This is a genomic window from Sphaerimonospora mesophila, from assembly GCF_001417795.1.
In the GTDB taxonomy this organism is placed as follows: Bacteria; Actinomycetota; Actinomycetes; order Streptosporangiales; family Streptosporangiaceae; genus Sphaerimonospora; species Sphaerimonospora mesophila.
Genome location: NZ_BCBX01000052.1, coordinates 36972 through 55909 on the forward strand (window position 1 = coordinate 36972; position 18938 = coordinate 55909).

Annotated in this window: 12 protein-coding genes and 2 pseudogenes; 4 read left to right on the top strand and 10 right to left on the bottom strand. The window is 66.0% G+C overall.

Annotation, left to right across the window (positions count from 1 at the left end):
• Window positions 1-22: 22 nt before the first annotated feature.
• Window positions 23-457 (top strand): hypothetical protein, encoded by a 435-nt coding sequence (locus tag AP234_RS30400; RefSeq protein WP_055483193.1) that lies wholly within the window; start codon window positions 23-25, stop codon window positions 455-457.
• Here the strand turns inward: AP234_RS30400 and AP234_RS30405 are convergent.
• The gene (locus tag AP234_RS30405) at window positions 429-1532 is read right to left on the bottom strand and encodes a tyrosine-type recombinase/integrase (RefSeq protein ID WP_055483194.1); all 1104 of its coding nucleotides are present in this window, start codon (window positions 1530-1532) and stop codon (window positions 429-431) included. The two genes, AP234_RS30400 and AP234_RS30405, sit on opposite strands and share 29 nt — an antisense overlap.
• Window positions 1533-1887: 355 nt before the next feature.
• On the opposite strand from AP234_RS30405, the gene AP234_RS30410 reads away from it, so the two are divergent.
• From AP234_RS30410 to AP234_RS30420, 3 genes are all read left to right on the top strand, one after another.
• Complete coding sequence (locus AP234_RS30410; RefSeq protein ID WP_055483195.1) at window positions 1888-2475, top strand: recombinase family protein; 588 nt, start codon at window positions 1888-1890, stop codon at window positions 2473-2475.
• A gap of 575 nt (window positions 2476-3050) precedes the next feature.
• Window positions 3051-3659 carry a hypothetical protein gene (locus tag AP234_RS38225; RefSeq protein WP_200926789.1) on the top strand — a complete coding sequence of 203 codons (609 nt, stop codon included), beginning with the start codon at window positions 3051-3053 and terminating at the stop codon, window positions 3657-3659.
• A gap of 42 nt (window positions 3660-3701) precedes the next feature.
• Window positions 3702-4559, top strand: coding sequence for a hypothetical protein (locus AP234_RS30420; RefSeq protein WP_055483197.1), 858 nt, complete (start codon window positions 3702-3704; stop codon window positions 4557-4559).
• A 129-nt stretch (window positions 4560-4688) separates the two neighbouring features.
• Here AP234_RS30420 and AP234_RS30425 read toward each other — a convergent pair.
• From AP234_RS30425 to AP234_RS37475, 9 genes and pseudogenes are all read right to left on the bottom strand, one after another.
• Window positions 4689-7721: pseudogene (locus AP234_RS30425) on the bottom strand (Tn3 family transposase).
• A 408-nt stretch (window positions 7722-8129) separates the two neighbouring features.
• Window positions 8130-8324 (bottom strand): annotated as a pseudogene (locus AP234_RS30430) (transposase); the annotation flags it as partial.
• A 163-nt stretch (window positions 8325-8487) separates the two neighbouring features.
• A complete protein-coding gene (locus AP234_RS30435) occupies window positions 8488-9075 on the bottom strand; it encodes a hypothetical protein (protein ID WP_055483199.1) in 588 nt (195 codons plus the stop codon).
• A gap of 84 nt (window positions 9076-9159) precedes the next feature.
• Window positions 9160-14166, bottom strand: a complete 5007-nt coding sequence (locus tag AP234_RS30440; RefSeq protein ID WP_055483200.1) for a LamG-like jellyroll fold domain-containing protein — start codon at window positions 14164-14166, stop codon at window positions 9160-9162.
• Window positions 14167-14452: 286 nt separating this feature from the next.
• The gene (locus AP234_RS30445; RefSeq protein ID WP_055483201.1) at window positions 14453-17425 is read right to left on the bottom strand and encodes a BTAD domain-containing putative transcriptional regulator; all 2973 of its coding nucleotides are present in this window, start codon (window positions 17423-17425) and stop codon (window positions 14453-14455) included.
• Window positions 17422-17838 carry a pilus assembly protein TadG-related protein gene (locus AP234_RS30450; protein ID WP_055483202.1) on the bottom strand — a complete coding sequence of 139 codons (417 nt, stop codon included), beginning with the start codon at window positions 17836-17838 and terminating at the stop codon, window positions 17422-17424. The genes AP234_RS30445 and AP234_RS30450 overlap by 4 nt, the downstream gene beginning before the upstream one ends.
• Window positions 17839-17840: 2 nt before the next feature.
• Window positions 17841-18272, bottom strand: coding sequence for a TadE family protein (locus tag AP234_RS30455; RefSeq protein ID WP_055483203.1), 432 nt, complete (start codon window positions 18270-18272; stop codon window positions 17841-17843).
• Window positions 18269-18652, bottom strand: coding sequence for a TadE family protein (locus AP234_RS35565; RefSeq protein ID WP_160330522.1), 384 nt, complete (start codon window positions 18650-18652; stop codon window positions 18269-18271). Before AP234_RS35565 ends, AP234_RS30455 begins: the two co-directional genes overlap by 4 nt.
• Window positions 18653-18720: 68 nt before the next feature.
• A complete protein-coding gene (locus AP234_RS37475) occupies window positions 18721-18924 on the bottom strand; it encodes a Flp family type IVb pilin (protein ID WP_055483205.1) in 204 nt (67 codons plus the stop codon).
• Window positions 18925-18938 lie beyond the last annotated feature (14 nt).

The following is an 18938-nucleotide window of genomic DNA, read 5'->3' on the forward strand; positions in this document are numbered from 1 at the left end:
CCGTATAACCTCGCACACCATCATGCGCCCCACCCTTGCCCCGACGCCGTCGTGGGCGGTCCTCACGGCGGTGACCGCTGCCGGCCTCGCCCTGTTCACGGGGCCGCGCGCATGGGTCAGGTGGGCCGACCCCGTCTCCCTCGCCGGCGGCATCTGGACGCTCGGCTGGCTCGCGCTGTTCTCCTACCTCGAGTCGAATTTTGAGCTCACCGGTACGGCCCACTGCGTCTACGCCTCGTGCTGGCCACTCGGCTGGCGGGAGCTCGCGGTCGCGGCACCGCTCGGCCTCGGTTGCCTGGCCCTCCTCGTGATAGGCACGCTTGGCCGCCGCGCCCCTGGGTGGGTTCGGGCCGCCGTCCCCGCTTCACTGTTCGTCGTCTTGGCGGTGGTCCAGGTGGCGATCTGGGACGGCGTCGTCGTCCCCGTCCTCAACGGGCCACCACTGTCCTTGTTCTGACCCCAGGAGCCATCGTGCGCATGCCCTTCCCCCAGTCGACGTCGATCATGGGCCGCCGCGTCGTCCTCGGCGGCGGAGCCGCCATGATCGGACTGCTGTTCACAGGCCCGGTCGCCCAGGCGAGCACGGCCGGCGCCGCGATCGAGGTGACCCCCACCGGGGACACCATGTGGATCGCCACCGCCATCTTCGGTTTCGCCAGCTGACGGAGTATCTCGCAGCTTGGCGACACCTCCACGGCCGATGGGCCAATGGCTCCCCCCGTCGTGGCTGACGGGGAGTTGATCCATATGCGTTTGCGGCCATCTTTATATAGGAGCGGGAACAGAGCGCCGGGGGTTCGGCCGCGTACGGCGATCCACCGTTCGAGCCAGCCGACGGCGTCGGGGATGAGATACACCCTGCGTTCCTTGTCGCCTTTGCCGCGAACCTTCAGCGACCGGTCGCCCGGCCGGTAGTCGGCCATGGTGAAGGCGGCGAGTTCGGAGCGGCGGCAGCCGGTGGAGTACAGGGTCGCGATGATCGCGCCGTCGCGGGCGCCGATGAGAAGCCCGGCATCGGTGCCGTCAGCGGTTTCAGCGTCACAAACCCCGAGAAGGACGGCGACGACCTCCGAAGGGACATCATTGTCGGCGGCTTCGCGGATGCCATCGACGGATCCGACGTCGGCGGCCCGGTGGTAGGTCTCGGAGTCCATCAGGCCCAGCCGCCACGCCTCGTTGAGGACACACCGGAGTGCGTTGAGGTGCTTGTTGACGTGGGCGGGAGACCAACCTTGTTCAAGGAGCATCGCGCGGATTCGGCTGGTATGGGCGTAGGTGAGCTGCCCCCAGTCCAGAGTGGCGCCGAACTCGCCTCGCTGGTCGGGGGTGAGCTGCTGCCACTGCTCGTCGTCGAGGCCGGCGACCACGCGGGCAATGCGATTCAGGCAGCCGCGCATGGTCCGCTTGGACTCCTCGCTTTTGAGGTTGTCCAGGTAGACGTGGAACGGGCTTCGTGTGCGCGCGACCGGTGCGGCATCGACGGCGGGCTGCCAAGCTTCGACTCCGTGACGGACGTCAGGCAGACCGCTCACAGCGCGGCCCGCTTCAAGCCGACCCGTCCGTAGACGTGGATGCCGTCCGGACCGCCGTACGGTCGGCGGGCCCCGCCTCCACTCTCGAGGAGGTGCGCTTCGGGACCAGGGGTGCCGGTAAGAAACGTGTCATGGGCCCCAAACGAGCGGTTCTGCCCACGTCCTCGTCGCGAGGTTCACCGCGCCGGACCTCGACCGGCCCTGCTGTGATCTTGTCCGGAATCGATCGTTATCGAGACGCGGTCAGTCGATCTTGTCGCTTCCGTGGCTCCCCAGGTCGGCCGTTCTCAAAAGCCACGCCCGAAATCAACGTCTCATTACTGCACCAGGCAACCGTTTGTGAAACACTTCCCATGTGAGCAAGATCGGCTACGGCCGGGTCAGCACTCGCGACCAGAATCCCGACAGCCAGCGCGACGCGCTGGCATCCGCCGGATGTGACCGTATCTTCATCGACAAGGCATCCGGCAAGCTCGACCGCAGGCCCGAGCTGGACAAAGCCCTGGACTACTTGCGACCGGGTGACACCTTCGTCATCACCCGCTTGTCCCGGGCGGCCCGCTCCTTGCGCCATCTGCTGGATCTGGCCGCCGACCTGCGACGGCGCGAAGTCGACCTGCTGGTGATCAAGCAGGGCATCGACACCTCTACCCCGACCGGGCGTCTGCAGTTCCACATGTTCGGCGCGTTCGATGAGTTCCTGCGTGAGCTCATCGTGGAGGGCACCCTTGAAGGGCTCGCCTCCGCGCGCGCTCGCGGCCGTGTCGGCGGCCGGCCCCCTGCTCTGGACGCCGACGGAGTCGAGATGGCCCGCGCGCTGTATGAGATGAAGGGCCCGGACGGCAAGCGTAAGTACACCGTCCAGCAGATCGCCGATCGGCTCGGTGTCGGCCGCGCCACCATCTATCGCCACCTCAACCCTGACAAGACGGAGACGGCGTAGGAGGTGAAGAGCCGAATCGGCGAATGGTGACTTATCCCTTGCTTCGTTGCCGACAACGTCATCCGGCGCCTCGCGCAGTGCTGTCACCGAGGGGGCGCCGCCGGTCGGGCCGGTCTCGTCGTTGTAGAGCGGCAGGAGAAGCTGGCCGAGATGTTCGGCGAGGTGAAGACGCCGACGCCGTTTATCAGCAGGGTTGGGGAGCCGTGCATCCCCAGCCGGGCCGCGTCCGGCATCATCCCGGGCGCGCCGTATTCGGCCATCGAGGACCGGAAGCCACGCAGCAGGCATCCCTCACGGTGTGAGCTTTGTCACGTTCCTAATTGGTCCTGGTGTTGCGCTCCGTCAGTGGATCAATGCATCTGACCTGGCCGCATATCGATCTTTATAAGGAAATACACCTTTCCCTCTAACTTGTCGACATGGCTATGTCAAGATCTTCACATCTGGCTGTCATGTGAGTCATGGTGGGCGCACCAGTTGATCACACAAGTCGTTGTCGCGGAGTGCATATCCGCCACCGGCGGCAGTGATCTCCCTTTCGAGGGCTTGCCCCCTCACCGTCGAAAGGATCTTGCTTGTTCGCTCTCAAGCGCTTGGCTCTCGGCGCGGCAATCGCCGTCCTTGCGATCACGGGTATGCCCGCCTCCGCGCAGGCAGCCACCCCCGATCTCGTCTCTCCTGGTGGGGAACATTCCAGGCTGCAGGCCCCGGCTGCGGACGCTGTGCCGGGGATAGCACCCCCGGGTGCCGACAAGACAGCGGTCTACCTGGACAGCGCCGGCCGGGTAATTCCTGCAGTCGAAGGCCCGACGACAGATTCGGAAACAGCACTGATCGGCTGCACACCGGTCAGTGGAAGGGACAATCCACACCGATCCAGCACCGGGGTGGTGGTGTCCGGCCACGGGTGGTGGGACAAGGGGAACTGCAGCAACGACCGTGCCAACGTGCAGAACTGCCTCTACGAGTGGTACACGGACAACACTTGGCGGCAGAAAGCGTGTTCGCCGGTCGAGGAACTCAAGCCCGGTGGCGGGAGCAGCTGGCGTACGGTGGCACGCCACGACTGCGATAGCACCCTGGCGACTTCGTGGCGGAACCACGTGGACGTCGACGTGATCGGCGAGATCGACACCGCTGAGAAGCCGATGAACCAGGCGGACGTCAACTGCCGGGTGAACTAATGTGAGGGACGTCGCAGCGGCGGGACAAAGGGAGAACCCAGCATGCCGGAGCGCGGCGTCCCAGCACAGCCGGGTGTGGTGCCCGCGGGCCGTCGGACCGCGGGCACCATGTTCGCCGCTTTCTACGGCGAGCTGGTCCCGCACCCCTGGCACGACCCTGAGCACGACGCTTACCAACTGTTCTATCAGCGGTCGCTCGCCATGGGCTGGCTCGATGGGACAGCCGCGGTGCGAGGGGACGACCCGTTCGATGTCTCCGGCCTGTGGGCCATGAACGACGCCGGATGGAACCACCCCCTGGCTGCTCCCGGGGCGGGGCTGATCTCGTGGTTCCAGGTGGAGGCAAGCGCGCCGGCCGGTGACCGGCCGCTTCCCGTACAGCCGTTCCTGCGGTGCGCTATGGACACGACGGCGCGGGCCGGTACGCCGCACCTCTCCGCGATACAGATCCTCATACCGGTTCAGGGTCTGGACGCTTCGGCTCGTCCACCGTACGCGGCCGTACCGTCGATACTGACAATCGATTGGTTCGCCGAGTGCGCCCCAGAGGCGAGGACACCGGTGGAGGTCGGCATCAACAGCGGCCAGGATCCCTCGATTCCCGCTGCTGTGGAGCGGCTCACCGACCGCCTCGGTCACCTGGACCAGGACGTGTTCGGTTACCGGTCTCACGAGGTCACCAGCCGAGATGACGTCCTTCCTCCGCCGTTCGACGACAGTTTCTGGAACGGCCCGCCCCTGCACGGCGTGGTGCTGCGCGGGGAGCTCGCCGAGTGGTCGTGTGACGCGGTCGGGTGGCTGGCCGAGGTCATCGCCGACTCCGCCGCCCACCTCGGTGTCCGTTCACCACTGCTGATCACGATCACGCGAGCCCTCCCTCCGAGGGCAGGCCTGATCTAGAGGATGCAGGGCCGGGGGACGTTCACCACTCGGCACCGCGTCGAAGGTGCCGGCGACTGAAAGGAACGTGCGATGAGCTACACGGCCCAGCAGATCGCCGAACCCGTAGGGCAACATCGCGATCCTGGACTATAGGTCACCCGGGCGCGCAGCATCCGTAGCGCCGCCCAGCGGCAGGCGCTTGGCGACGTCCAGCCGTACCTCACCGTAGGGCTGGACGTGTTGCCAGAACAGGGGAGTCAGCCCGCGGCGGTCGGCGGGCTTGAGCAGCTTGGCCCACTCCGGCTCGGCCAGGACGTCCTGGAGCATGAGGGTGTTGATGTAGACGAGCGCGGCCTGCAGGATGCGCAGGCACAAGACGGTCATCTCCAGTTCCTCGCGTCGGTTGGTGGCGATGTCGCCGCCCTTGCCGTAGAAGATGACGCTGTTGGCGCCGTTGGAGGTCTCCACCACGTTGAGCCCTTCCTGGATCTCCCGCTGTAGTTCGCGGAGACGGAGGTAGCGGGCGACGAAGATGGTCTTCTGCGCGCGGCCGACCTCCAGCATGGCCTGGTAGGTCGGATGGGAGGCAGACTCGGTGAACCGGCGCAAGATCGCCTCGGTGGAGGCGGTTCCCCGTTTGATAGCGGTCGCATACTTGATCATCTGATCGTAGTTCTGCTCGATCACCTCCCAGCGGATCGGCCGGATCATCGCCGGCGTCAGCCGCGGATAAAGGTCGCTTTCACCGCTCTCCACCCGATACAGCTTGACCTTGTTGATCTGCTTGATGCGCGGCAGCAGGTCGAAGCCCAGGAGCCTGGTCACGCCGAAGCCGATTTCCGATTGGCCGTGGGAGTCCACATAGTTGCCCTCGACCTTCATGGCGGTGCCGTGCCGTACGGCGCCCTCGACCATCGCGTGCACCTCGGAGGCCGACGCGCGCAGCGTCTGGGAGTGCACGACCATGGACCCGCGCTCGATGTGCCAGTAGATGAGGATGCCGCGGCCTCCGTAGCGGGAGTGCCACTCGGTGAAGATATTTTGATCGTAGGCGCGCACGTGCGTGGAGTCGGAGGCGACCGTGGTCGTCCCCTCGCCCCACAACTCCACGTCCCGGGCGGCGAAGGTCGCATCCGCGATGGCGATCGCGATGTCGGTGGCGATCTACGGGGTCAGGTAGCGGCGCCGCACGTACCGGATGTCATCCTCACTGTGAGCATGACTGCCGGAGGCGACGGCCCGGATACCGGTGTTGGTGCCGTAGGCGTAGATCGCGAGCATGAGGCGCTCGGACAGGACCTCGGGCTTGAGGCTGGAGTTGCCCGCCAGCGAGGTGACGGCGTTCAGGCAGCCGGTGCGCAGCACCGCCTCCTTGAGCATGTCGATCAGCGGGACCGAGCCCCAGCGGCGGCTCACCTCCGCCTTGATCTTGCGAAGGTTCCGCGGCTCCTCCGCCGGGCCGATCTTCGTCAGCTTGATCGCACCGGACTTGCGCTCGGAGATCTCCACCCAGTCCAGCCTGGGCAACGCCGCGTTCAGCGCCTCAAGCTCGGCGCGCATCTCGGCCTTCAACTCGGCGATGAATTCTTGGGGGTCCAGCGGTTTGCGCAGCTCGGCGTAGTTCTCGACGCGGCGGGTGGCGAAGTCCTTGGGCAGGTCCTCCTCTGGGTCACGGAAGAAGTGGGCACCGACCACCCAGATCTCCTTGCACCGCAGCGCGTCGCGCAGCGCCTGGAAGGTGACGATCTCATACACCATCCGCACCACGAGCCGGCGCCCGCGCTTGTCGTTCTTGAACACCAGGTCTTCCCAGGCCCCGGCTGTCCCGCGGTGCTCGGGCACCGTCTCGCCGCGTGGGTAGTAGGTGGTGTTGCCCGCCTTCGCGTAGCGGCGGATCAACTCCAGCGCCCGGGTCACCGGCTGATAGGCGGTGTTGTTGCTCTTGAACTCCAAGGTCTCCAGCAGCGCGACCAGACCGCGGCGGTAATGGTTGGTGTAGGAGGCGCGCAGCGTGGTCTGCACCGTGGTCCGATAGGCCGGACCCTTCGTCTTGAACTCGTGCACCAGGTCCCGCAACGTCTGCTCGCCACCGCTGACCGCCGGGAAGATGACCTCCCGGACAGCATCATCGGGATGTCCAAGGGCGGCGTCGGCGACCTTGAACAGAATGTTCTCCTTCCCCGTCACCCGCTTGAACGCATTGATCAGTTCCTTGGTCACCTTGCTGTCGGCCCGCGCCTTGATTCGATGCACGGTGGCGATCAGCAACTCCACCAGCGTGTCGGTGATCTCCCGCTCGCGCTCGTGAACCAGCGCCGCCAACAGGAGAACCGTCAGCTCGCGCGGGTGCGTGCGCATGTGCGAGGGCGCCTCCACCGCCGCCCGGGCCCGCCAGGCCGCCAGCACCTTGGGCGCCACGTCGGCGAACAACCCCGGTGGCAGCTCGATCGAGCGCACTGCCGCCAGTTTGCGGATCTCAGTCATCATCGACTCCAGGCTCACGTTGCCCGGCGCCGACTTGATGAACGCCAGCAGGTCGAAGTCGTCGTCTTCCCCGGCAGGCGTCCCGCCAGTGGGCACCTGATGGTCGCCGGCCGCCCCGGCTCCCGCACAGCTTTCATCGGCGATGCCGACCAGGGCGTAGATGCGCTGCGTCGTCTCGGAGCTCAACCGGGAGGTGATCCGCAGCGACCAGGTGACCTCCGCGTTGTGCAGGGCCGAGGCCACGATCCGGGAGATCCGTCCAGAGGTGGGCGGTTCGATCCTCTCCTCCCGTAGATGCTTGAGCAGTTCCTCCCGTACCCACTCCAGCCGCCGCTCGGCGTGCGCCACGTTCTCGGCCAGCCACACCGTCACCTTCGCCGCGTCCGCGGTCGTGCAGATGCGAAAACCCAGGCGCGTGCGGATCTGATTGCGGTGGTACTCGATCGTGGAGCCGGACCACTCGTAGAAGCCGAGCTCCGAGGCAGGAACCTGGACCTGCTTGGCCACATGCTCGACCACGTCGTCCGGCAGCTCCGAGCGACCTCGCGGGAACCGGCCGTACCGCGTGTAGAACTTCAGCAAGATCGCGAAGCCCAGCCGCGTCGCGCCGCGCTTTCCGGCAATGAGGTCGCGCTCCTCGTCCAGGACCGTCCAGTGCTCGACCAACTCGTCGATGCGCATCGGGGGGTGTGTCATGTCCGTCCAGTATTGACCAGGCAAGTCACGACCAGATCAACGCCGTTTGGGGCTCATGACACGTTTCTTACCGACACCCCGACCAGTGAGGATGTCGTCCCGCGACTCGTCTGCCGAGTCCTCGTGGAAGGTCCGGCCCATATGCTCTCCTGGGTCGCCGACGATCGTGGGGCGGGGTTGGCCGGTCGGACAGCGGTGCGGCATGACGACGACCGGAGACCGGACCGGGACCTAGATCGTGCTCCGATTAGTTCCGGGAAGACCTCTTCCGTGAAGTCATTTCCAGGATGGCTTAATCATGGTCCTTCGCCGCGTGACGGTCGCGCCCTTGGTGGGGATGTGAGCCGACCACGGTCACGTCCAGGGAAGTGGTGTACGAGCTGCCACCGCGTGATCCGCTTCTGCAGGTTAAGCGGTGAGGGCGTCGGGGAGCTGCTCCTGCTCCGGTGTGTCGCCAGGGATTACGCGTAGGCGTGCTTTGGCCAGGACGTCCAGGCCCATGTAGCGCCGGGCTTCGGTCCATTCATCGGTCTGCTCGGCGAGCACGACGCCGACCAGGCGGATGATCGCCTCCCGGTTGGGGAAAATGCCGACCAGTCGCGTTTACGGCCATCGCATTCTTCTCCTTCGATCTTGACTTAGCAATCACGAAGGATCACGCGATGGCAGTGCTCCTTTCACGACGCCACGCCTTTACCAGCGCAAACTCTTACACCACTTCCGTGGACGCAACCCCGACCGACCACAGCGAATGAGCCCGACAGTTCTACATGGAGATCGGCAGAACCGAATGAGGAGGACTGTCCAGCAGTCCTTCGTCGAAACGAACGCCGCTTTCCGCCTCGATCACAGCCAGGCAGGCCGCGTTGACGTCCACCTGTGCCTCCGCCTCCTCGGTGTCATAAGCACTTAGCAGGAGTTCGGAGTAGTGCCTCAGCGGACCAAAGTAATCCGTCGGGGGAGTGAACGGAAACCATCCCGGCTCGGGATACTCCAGGCAACCCTCGGTCTCTCCATAGCGGGCGTATATGACGGTGTTGCCTTCGATGTCGTAGGACAGGTACCAGTGCCGGAAGCCGTCTCCGGCGAGCCGATCGGTCACCTGTTTGAGGTCGTCATAAGGGTTGGTCCAGTTGAGCGTGACGATGCCGGTGCCGACCTGGTAGAGGGACAGGTCGTGTCCGCTGTGCGGCTCACCCGAGTCAAGCAGCGCGGCGGGGTCGAATCCGAGGCGACGTACGGCATCCTCGACCGTGAGAATGCCGGAGTCGGGCACCGTCACCGTGAACGCGAAGGTGTCCAAGCCAAGGAGACCGAGCATGTCGTCGTAACGGGCGACGATCTTATCTAGCACGAGCCGATCAACCTTTCTGTGCAGGTCTTCCGGGATCGCGAGGCTCGACCTGCGATCCCGGAAGACGTGGCTTGGAGCTTACAGCTACTGGTGCGGGTTCTGCCCAGGCACATATGCCTCTACATAGAATCGATCAAGGGTTACCGTCCTGCGGTTGCCATCTACTGCAAGGATGCGTTGCGTGCCATAGAAGACGCCGAGCTGAGTACCGTCCTCCCTGTTGCGTACGTGCCATACGGGCCTGACCGAGTACGCATAGGCGTCCGGGCTGTTTACTCGCTCGACCGAGACCCATGTTCCCTGCATAGTGGACTGGAAGGGAAACTCATCGCACTGGTACACCTTCTGATACCTCGCGTCACCGAGCACCATGTCCTTGCGATCGTAATCTGGGAAAAGCTTCCTGCATAGGTCGCGGGCCTTTGTATTGTTCTTTCTTTTCCAGGTTCCATTGATCTGTCTCGAGAGCGGTTCGCCAGTACCCAGCCAGTGGCCATGGATTAGTTTACCGACACGCTTTGGAATGGTCAGCTCTGGCTTATGCTGTGCCGTCCAGATGTGGGCCGGAACGCTTCGATACGCCCTATTGATGTTGTCGGGGGCACCCATGGGATCCCACGGAATTCCCGGACGAGTTTCGGTTGTCTCGTAGACCGCCGTGGCCTCATCGAAGACACAGCCACTGCCATAGTACTTGGTGATATAGGAAGCCGAATCGCACCGGACTTGTGGCTTGGCATCAGACCAATAGTACTTCGGCTTTGAGGACGGGACGCCACGAAGCCAGAATTTGGAGTAGAACTTGGGGTAGCACCATTCGATCTTATCGGTCTCCCGGCCGTTCGACTCATATGACAAGACGGTGAATTCAACGGTCTTTCCGTCCCGCCACTGCTGCCAGCTACCTTCTTCATATCTGGTCCCTCCAATCTGACAGGAGGTGCCCTCTGTGCTGATACCGAAGGCTATCCATGCCCAGTTTGTGTAGGCACCCCCGACTGGAGTCACATTTTTGAGGGATATCCGATAGTGGCTGTAACGTAGGTTCCTGGGGGCCCCCTCGCCATTATTGTAGGTATATCCGATAATCGTGGCGTCGGCGAAGATGCCGTTGATCATATTTTTGGTACCGAATCGCGCGTCGCCGTCTGCGACCTGCTGAATGGCACACCAGTTCTGGCGCCTCGGCAGGTAGCCGTCGCTGACCGGGTTCCTGGCCTGCTGCTCGTTCCTCCAGCACTCCTCCACAAGTGCGTCGTCCGCCAAGGCGAGCGCGGTGTCTGCTGAAGCGGAGGGATCCAGCCGCGCTTCCCGTGTCTTGGCCTTGGTGTCGATGATCAGGTCCTGCCAGAGCGACCACGCGCCATTGGCACCGACCCTGGCCCGCCAGCGTATGTGCTGGCCGTCATGCAGCTTCCCAGCGGGGATCTTCAGGTCAACATGCGATTTCTTGGAACTGCCCGCTGCCTTCCCCGACCAGATCAGTCGCTTGCCCCTCGCCGACTTTGTCGGCGTGTGGGCGACCTCGACTTCCACAGTCGCCGGGCGGCTCCTGCGTCGGGACACCCAGACCGCGAGCCGCGGTGTGAGGGTGGACACGGTCGCCTTGCCGTCCGCTACCGTGGAACCGGATACTGCCATCTTTGCGATGGTGGGAGCGGAGGTCGTCGGCTCCGTCTCCGAATTCGCTTCCGCCAGTGCGTGGACACCGGTCACCGTAGCAGTACCGATCGGGGTGTTCATGTCGGTTTGGATCTCTGTTCGAGTTTGGGCGCGATTGTAAACGCGGACCTCATCGATCAAACCGTTGAAGAATTCACCCCACACGCCGTTGCCACCAATGCGCAACGCACCGCTGTCGATGTCGAGGCGGCTTTGGGTGGGGACTTGGCCGACTTGGTTGCCGTTGACATACAGCCGGGCGGTGGTGCCGTCGTAAGTGAGGGCCAGATGGCTCCAGGTGTTGATCGGCAGCGCTGTGATACCTCCCACCTCGGCGTCCTGCTCCATGTCCTCCATCGCAAGCCATCCCGCTGGAGCGCCATCCTCGACGGACGCGTACAGGGCATAGGACAGGTAATCGTCGCCGACAAGTTCCTTCAGCACCACAGGGCGCCAGTCAGTGACGGTGGATGGTTTGACCCAGGCCGACAGCGTCATCCCGGTCGACAAGCGCAGCGACGGCGCATCATTGACCGTGACCCAACTGGAGGTGCCGTTGAACGACAACGCCTTGCCATGCCTGCCGTCGGAAACCCACGTGGTGTCACGGGCAGTGCCGGTGTTGTTCTGGCCGGAGGCATCCGCCACGACCGTACCTGCGCCCTCCTCCATACCATAGGCAGCCACCAACCCTGACACAGGACTCGGCGTCGGGGTGGGGGTCGGCGTTGGCGTCGGCGTGGGGGTCGGCGTCGGGGACGTGCCACCACTGATCGGGGTGTTCATGTCAGTCTGAATCTCGGCTTGGGTCTGGGCACGATCGTAGACGCGCACCTCGTCGATCAGACCCTTGAAGTACTCGCCCCACATGCTGTTGCCGCCGATGCGCAGCGCACCACCGTCGAAGTCGACCCTGCCGCTGGCGGCGACCTGGCCGACTTCGCTGCCATCGACGTACAACCGGAGGCGACTGCCGTCATACGTGACGGCCAGATGGCTCCAGACGTTGATCGGCAGAGCCGTGTCGCCCCAAACGTCGGCGTCCTGCTCTGCATTCTCCATTCCGAGTGATCCGGACGGAGCCTCCCCATCGGACGCGTACAGAGCGTAGGAGAAATACTCCTCGCCGACGAGCTCCTTCAGCACAACGGTACGCCAGCCGGCGACGGTGGACGGCTTGACCCAGGCCGATAGCGTCATGCCGGTCGACAGACGCAGCGAGGGCGCATCGTTGACGGTGACCCAACTAGACGTGCCGTTGAACGACAACGCCTTGCCGTGCCTGCCGTCGGAAACCCACGTCGTGTTGCGGGCCGTACCGGTGTTATTCTGCCCCGACGCATCAGCCACCACCGTACCGGCGCCCTCCTCCATACCGTAGGCAGCCACCAACCCTGACACAGGAGTCGGGGTCGGGGTGGGGGTGGGGGCCGCTCCTCCCACCGTCGTGAATGTGGCGGCATAATTGGCCATGACGTTTCCGGCTGAGTCCCTGGCGGACGCAACCTCGATGCGATAACCTTCGGCTTCTTTCAGCGGCTGCCCAGGCTTGAGCACCCACCCCTGATCGCTGGGCTCGACTTCCTCTGTATCCGGATCATCGCCGATGGGCGTAGTACTGAAGCCCACGTCGGTTCCCGCTGAATCCTTCAGCGCGAACATCTGACCTGTCACCGATTCGGTGAAGGCGACCCGGATTTCGACATCGGTGGGGACCTCGATATCGCCGTCAGCGGGATTCGTCAGCACTTGAGGGGCCACTGTGTCCTGTTCTGGCTCAGGTTCCGGATAATCCTCGAACCCTCCTCCTTCGTCCTCGGCGAACTCCTCCAGTTCCTCACCAGTCAGGTGCGAGGGTGCCTGCAGCTCATTGGCGTTGACGGAGACGCGTACATCGGAGTTAAGAGCCGCCTGCCGTGCCTCCTCATCCGACGGGTTGGTGAAGGGCGGGACCTCGTCCTCCGTCTGCCGTGCCCGCTGCTCATCCAGCGACCGCTGCGAGGTATCCCATTCGCCGTACTGAAACGTTCCGATCTCAGCGGTTTGAACGGGTTCGTAGTCGATAATGAGGACCGGGCCGCGGGGTGTGTAGGGGTAGGTGTCGTAGCCGCCATATTCGGATGAGCGGTACCAGCGCCAATTCTGGCTCACGGCCTCGCTGGCGGAGCTGAGCTGGACGCCGCGATGCGGTGTGCCGTCCATCCAGCTTTGGACCATTTGCTCGATGGAGTACCACAGCTCGCCTTCTCCCTGCGGGCAGCTGTTCTCGTCGTAGGCGCCCTTGAGGCCCACCTGACCGGTGGTGGTCACCGAGGGCTGGTTGTTCAACGTCAGGCTGGCTGCAGTCCACTCGGTGGTGATCATTCTGGCTACGATGCCGGGACTGTCGGTGTGACTGCAGGTATGCGACCGGTGGTTCCACAGCCGCAGGTCACCGTTGAGGACCGTTCCGCCCAACAGTTCCTGAGGGAAGTCGAAGCGGACGTAGCCGCGCCAGGTGACCGTACCGGAGTTGGACCGGCCGGCGATGACCCGGTCCAGGCTGCTGTTGCTCTGCCCACTCGGGTAACTGTCGCTGACGAAGGTATCGGCGGGAACCCCGGCACCGATCCAGGTGTCGGAGGCGGTCACCACGGTGACCGGGTAGGTCACCGCCGGGTCGGCCAGGAAATCAGCCTTCGCAGTCAAGACCACGGCGTCACCCTTGGCCGTCTGCTCGAGAGCAGCAGGGGCGGTTCCTGTCTTGCCCTTCTCCGGGTTGTCCATCGCCGCAGCGTCGATCATCATCGCTGCAGGCAGTTCGGCGAACTTCTTACCTTCGCCGTCCAGCACCGACGGCGTGGCACCGGACGCCTTGCCGAACTTCAGCCCCTTGGGCAGGCCGATCGGAATGTGAAACTTGAGGTCCTTGGCCGGGCGTTGGCGGATCACGATCTCCTGCCGGTACCCCGTAGGGGTGGCGGTGATGACCAGATCCGTCCCGGGCCCGTAGGCGTTGCGGTAGGTGGCCGTGCTGCCCGCCAGTTCGGCCTTGGGCAGCTTGCCCGGTGCGGCGATGGTGGCCGCGCCCTTGTCGCCCTTGATTTTGATCAGCTGGGTGTCGCCACCCGGAGACAGCTCCAATGCACCCTTCGCTGATCTGGGTCGGATGACGCCGCCCTCTTCCACCAGGCGCGTGTCGATTGGCTGCCAGGCGCCGTTCTTGTCCTTCACCCGGATGGGGGTGGAGTGCAGTTCGGTGTGGAACGTCTTGCCGTCGGGGTTGGCGAACGTGGTCGATGTCTCGCTGCGAGCGGCGGTGATCTCGATCCGCTCGTTCTGTTTCTTGGCCTCCTGTTTGGCGGCTTCCACCGGGTCGGTGGCGGCCGGAGCGGAGGTAGGCGACGCGGGAGGGGGTGAGGGATCCGCGGCAGCGGGCAGGGCGACCATCAGAGATGAGGTCAGTACGAGAGCGGCTACCGGCGCGGTATGGCGGCGGTAGCCGCGGGGTAACGCGCGCGGCCTCGGCAGATGTGTGTTCATTCCGACCTTTCAATCAGTTGCGATCATGGGTCGGATGGATCTTGACATAAAGTGAAAATAAAGTAAAGATCCAAGCTATTCGCACATCTGCCAACCGGTGAAGATCTACGATGGACAGGCACGAGGCACCAACGGCCCTGGTCAGAGAGCTTCAATTGGCGCATCTCACCCGCTGACCCCCTGTTCAGGGTTCTTATATGGGGCGGCGGGTGGTGGTGAGCTGGCGGTAGAGGGCGGTGGTTTCGGGGTGGGGGTCGCCGTCGGCGCTGACCTCGGCGACCGCTTTCAGGCAGGCCTTCCATGTCTCGTGGACGCGGCTCATGTTCCCGGCCTCGTACTCGGCACGCATCAGCGCCCGCCACAGCTGCTCGGCGTACTGGTCGGACCCCAGCCCCAGGCGGGCGGCGCGCGCTGAGCGGTCGGGGCGGCCGGCGTCGAGCTCGAGTTCGGCGAGCAGGTCGGCGGCGTCGACGATTTCGGCCCGGATGTTCTCGATCAGCGGGGTCTCCAGCCACCAGTGGTAGCACCCGTCCAGCACCGGCCCACGCACCAGGGCGAGCGCCTCCCACAGGTCATCCGTCGAATTGCGCTCGGCACCGCGGTCGGCGAGCTCCTGGAAACGCGACCAGTCCAAGGTGATGCCGTGGGCTCGGTAGACGTAGACGGAGTCGCACAGGATCCGGGACTGCCCGTCGGGGGCCTTGCCCAGCTTGCCCCTTGTGCGGGTGATGAGCTGGCGCATCTGGTCGGATGGCTTGGGGGTGTCGGGGTCGGGGCCCATCATGGCGGCGAGCTGGACGTTGCGCAGTCCGATCGGCCCGGCCAGAGCCAGGGCGAGCACGAGTTCGGCCATCTTCGGCTGCAGGTCGGCGGCCGTACCGGTGATCTCCAGCGGCCCGAGGATGGACACCTGCACGACGCTCGACACCTGGTCGCGCCCGGTCGCTGGCTCGGCCTCCCCCGATCCTTCTTCTTCCTGCTGTTCGGCGTCTCTCCCGGGCTGCGACGCCGTGCCTTCCTCCTGGTCAGCGACCGGCTCCGCGGTTGATGATGCGGTCATGCCGCTTGCCAGCGGCAGCAGGTTCTCTCGGGCACAGGCGTCGTACGGCGGGGCGTCGGCGGCCACATCACCCGTGTCGCCGGCGACGGTGAACAGTTCCCCCAGCCGCTCATAGGACTCGATCGACAGCAGATGCGGCCGTACGGCAAGGCCGAGCGGGGCGACCTCCAGCAGCGGGCCGTCGTCATCCTGCGACAGCACCAACCGGCTCGGCGCGGATGGAGCATCGCCGGGGACGAGGGCGGCCAGGCCACCCGGCAGGGCAGTGACCGTGTCTATCAGCCGGGCCATCTGATCGGCCGAGGGGGCGTCCCTGCTGATCAGGACGGTCAGCGCCCAGTCGCCGTCGGGGTCGTGGAGGCGGCGGCCAGCGACGTCCCCCGGGCCTTCGGTCTGTGCCAGCCGTCCACGGAGTTCCCGTGCCCGGTCGGCCAGCAGCCCTACCGCCTCGGTCAGGTCGGCGCAGGCGCGGACGCGTCCTCCCGCGGCTTCCAGTTCGGGAAACCCGACGGCCAGGACGTCGAACCACGGCCCGTCTGCGGTGACGAGTTCGGTGGCCGCGGTCACGAGCAGGCGGTCGGCCAGCTGGTCGGGGCCGGACACGACGGCGACCTGAAGGTGTTCGAGGTTGACCAGCAGGGCCTGGCCCTCGGGCAGGTGTCCTGCGGTGAGCAGCGCGGGGAGCACCTCGACCGCATCATCTGGTCGAACGACTTTCCCGATGTCGAGTCGCCAGGTCGCCTTCGTACGGCCCTGGGTGAAGGGTGCGGGAGCCGTACCCGAAGGACCGGCCAGCAGGACCTCGACGGTCTCGGTCGAGACCCGTGTTCCGAGCACGGGCGGGATGTCGCGCCTTTCGGCGGCTACGGCGCCGCCGAGGCAGGCCAGCGCCTCACGCGCGCGCGTTCGTGCCTCCGGTACGGCAAGGCGGCGCAGTTCCTGCTCGGCACGGAGGGTGCCGGGATCGGCGGGCAGCGCGATGCGGCGGCCTCGGCGGCGGGATTGCCGCTGCGCGTGCCGGAGCCTGGCCAGGGTGAACAGCGAGCCGACCGCCACTCCCCCGGCGAAGGCTGCGGCCACCGGCATCGCGGCATCGCCGTTCCGTTCGGCTCCGCCGTCGGTGAGCAGGACCGTGGTCGGTTCGGGCTGTGCCCGTATGGCTTGGCCCTGGCGAGCGCTCGGGTTCCCAGCCTCCAGGTTCTCGGTGGATGGGCGTGCCTCCTGTACGGCTTCCGCCCGCTCCCCCGGGCTCGTCGAAGGCGTGGGAGTCGCCCCATCGTGCGGTCGGGAGAACTCGGAGGCACCGCTGGAGTGGCCTGGGTGCCTGTCCGGCCTGGGGAGCTCCATCTTGTCGAGGTGCTTGGCCGTGGTCGGCACGCGCAGCACCCAGCCGGGGTGGATGAGGTCAGGCCGAGTGAACCGGGCTCCGTCCGTCATGACGCGGCCCTGGTTGAGCTGGACGATTTCGGTATAGCGTTCGCCGTCGCCGAGATGCCGTTCGGCGATCGTCCAGAGACAATCGCCGCGGCGCACCTGATAGGCGGCATACGTGAGCCGTACCAGCCGGGCTCGTGCCTGATCAGATGAAGAAGAGAGACCGACGTCGTGGTGGACGGCGCCCGTGAGCCGTACGGGCCCATATCCGGTATCCGGCACAGTGGCAGCCTGCTCGACGGTGGTGTCGGCCAGCGCGACGGAGGCCGTGGTCACCACCGCGGCGGGCGGTACGGCGGCCATGACGAACGCGGCCGGTGAGCCGGCGGCCAGTGCGACCGAGGAGATGAGCTGGGCCGACAGCCACTGGGCCGGGCCGAGTCCGGGCAGGCGCGGGGTGACGCGGCCGCGCACACGGAAGCCGACGTCGACGGCGGTGGTGAAGACGAAGGCGGCCCACGCCGCCCAGCTCGCGACCTTCACCACGCCGAGGAAGAGGGTGCCGTCGTCGCGCTGGGTGAGTGTGTGGCCGATCTCGTCCAGGCCGGGAAAGTGCGCGGGCAGCGGGGATCCGGCCAGCGCGTACAGGAGCATCGGGACCCCGGCGATCAGCGCGACCAGGACGGCGGCGGCGAGCAGTGCCCGCAGGCCATCGAGCAGGCGGAACCTCATCGGAGCTCTCCTTCCACGCCGGGGACGAGACGGGCGGTTGCCGTACCGGTAACCGCGATGTCGCTGACGCCGATCAGGGCCAGGAAAAGGGTGGGCTTGGTGACCCGTACGCGGACCCGGATGGCCTGGGTCCCGACCGGCGACGCGCTGCCGGGATATCCCGTGGAGGCGAGATAAGAACGTACGGCTCGAAGCGCGGCGGTCTGGTCGACCACGTAGCGGCCGTCGGCGTAGGCGGTGCGCCGGTCGACGTATCCGGCTCCGGCTCGGGCCGCCTCCTCCGCGATGTTGAAGGCCTCCCGTCCGGCGCGCAGCTTTGCCGTGCCGTCCCAGACGAAGGCCGCGAGCAGCAGCATCAGCGGGCCCACCACCACGGCGGTGAACACCGTGACCGATCCCCGATCACTCCTCATGATCACGCTCCGCGGAACGGGTCGATGGGCGAGGTGAACGACGCCCGGACCGCCCGACTACCGGGAAGCCCCGGAAGCAGATCCCCGAGCGGGACCACGCAGGACACCCGGGCGGTGACCTGGGCGGCGGTGCCGATGCGCCGGGAGAACCCGGAGCTGTCCACCGAGATGGACGGCCTGCAGCGAAGGCCTTCGCGGCGCAGTACGGCGGCCGCGCCGGCGGTGGCGGTCTGCCTGGCCTGGGCCGGGTCGCGGGCGATGGAGGCCTGCCGGGCGGCGTCGCGTGCCGCCGACTCGACGGCGCCGTAGGCGTTGGCCACTTTCCCGGCCAGCACGATCAGCGCGATGAAGGCCAGCAGCACGGGTGCGAGCACCACCAGCTCCAGCGTCGCGCTCCCCCGCTCACCCCGCCGCGTACGGCGTGGGCCGCTCATGGCCGGCTCGCGGGGACGAAGCGTTCGACTGGGGCCCGGGCGGTCTCCGAGATGGTCCAGTCGGCTCCGGGCAGGAATGTCGGGACCCGGCCGGAGACGACCACTTCGACAGTGCGGGTATCGCCCCCGGCCCGGGCCGATGGCTGGATGAGGAAGGCGTCGCCGACGCGGGTGGCGAACCGCAGCGCCGCAGCCGTCCCCGATGAGCGTGCCGCTCCGTGGGCGCGTGCCGCCCGGATTCCTTCCTGCGCCGCCGCCTGTGCGGTGGATCTGGCCTGGTAGACGAAGACGGCCTGCACGGCGATCGCCAGGACCAGGAGCAGCATCGGGAAGAGGACGACCATCTCGAGCGTGGCCGCACCCCGCTCCCCCGATCGCACCGGCGATACCGCACGACGGTCGGCGAAGACCCGAAGCGGGCGGGATGGCCATGCCGCCGCGGGAGCGCTCACGGGATCTTCCCGAGCCACTCGTCGACCTTGCTCTTCAAGACCGCGACGGCACCGATGGCGATGCCGATGATGAGGGCGGTGAGGACGACCCATTCCAGGGTGCTGGCGCCCCTTTCCTCACGCAGGCGGTGCCCGAGGACCTTCACCTGCATGAGCAGGCAGTCGATCTGCGGGGGCAGGTGGTTTCCGGGAAGGCGCATCGGCGGCTTTCCTT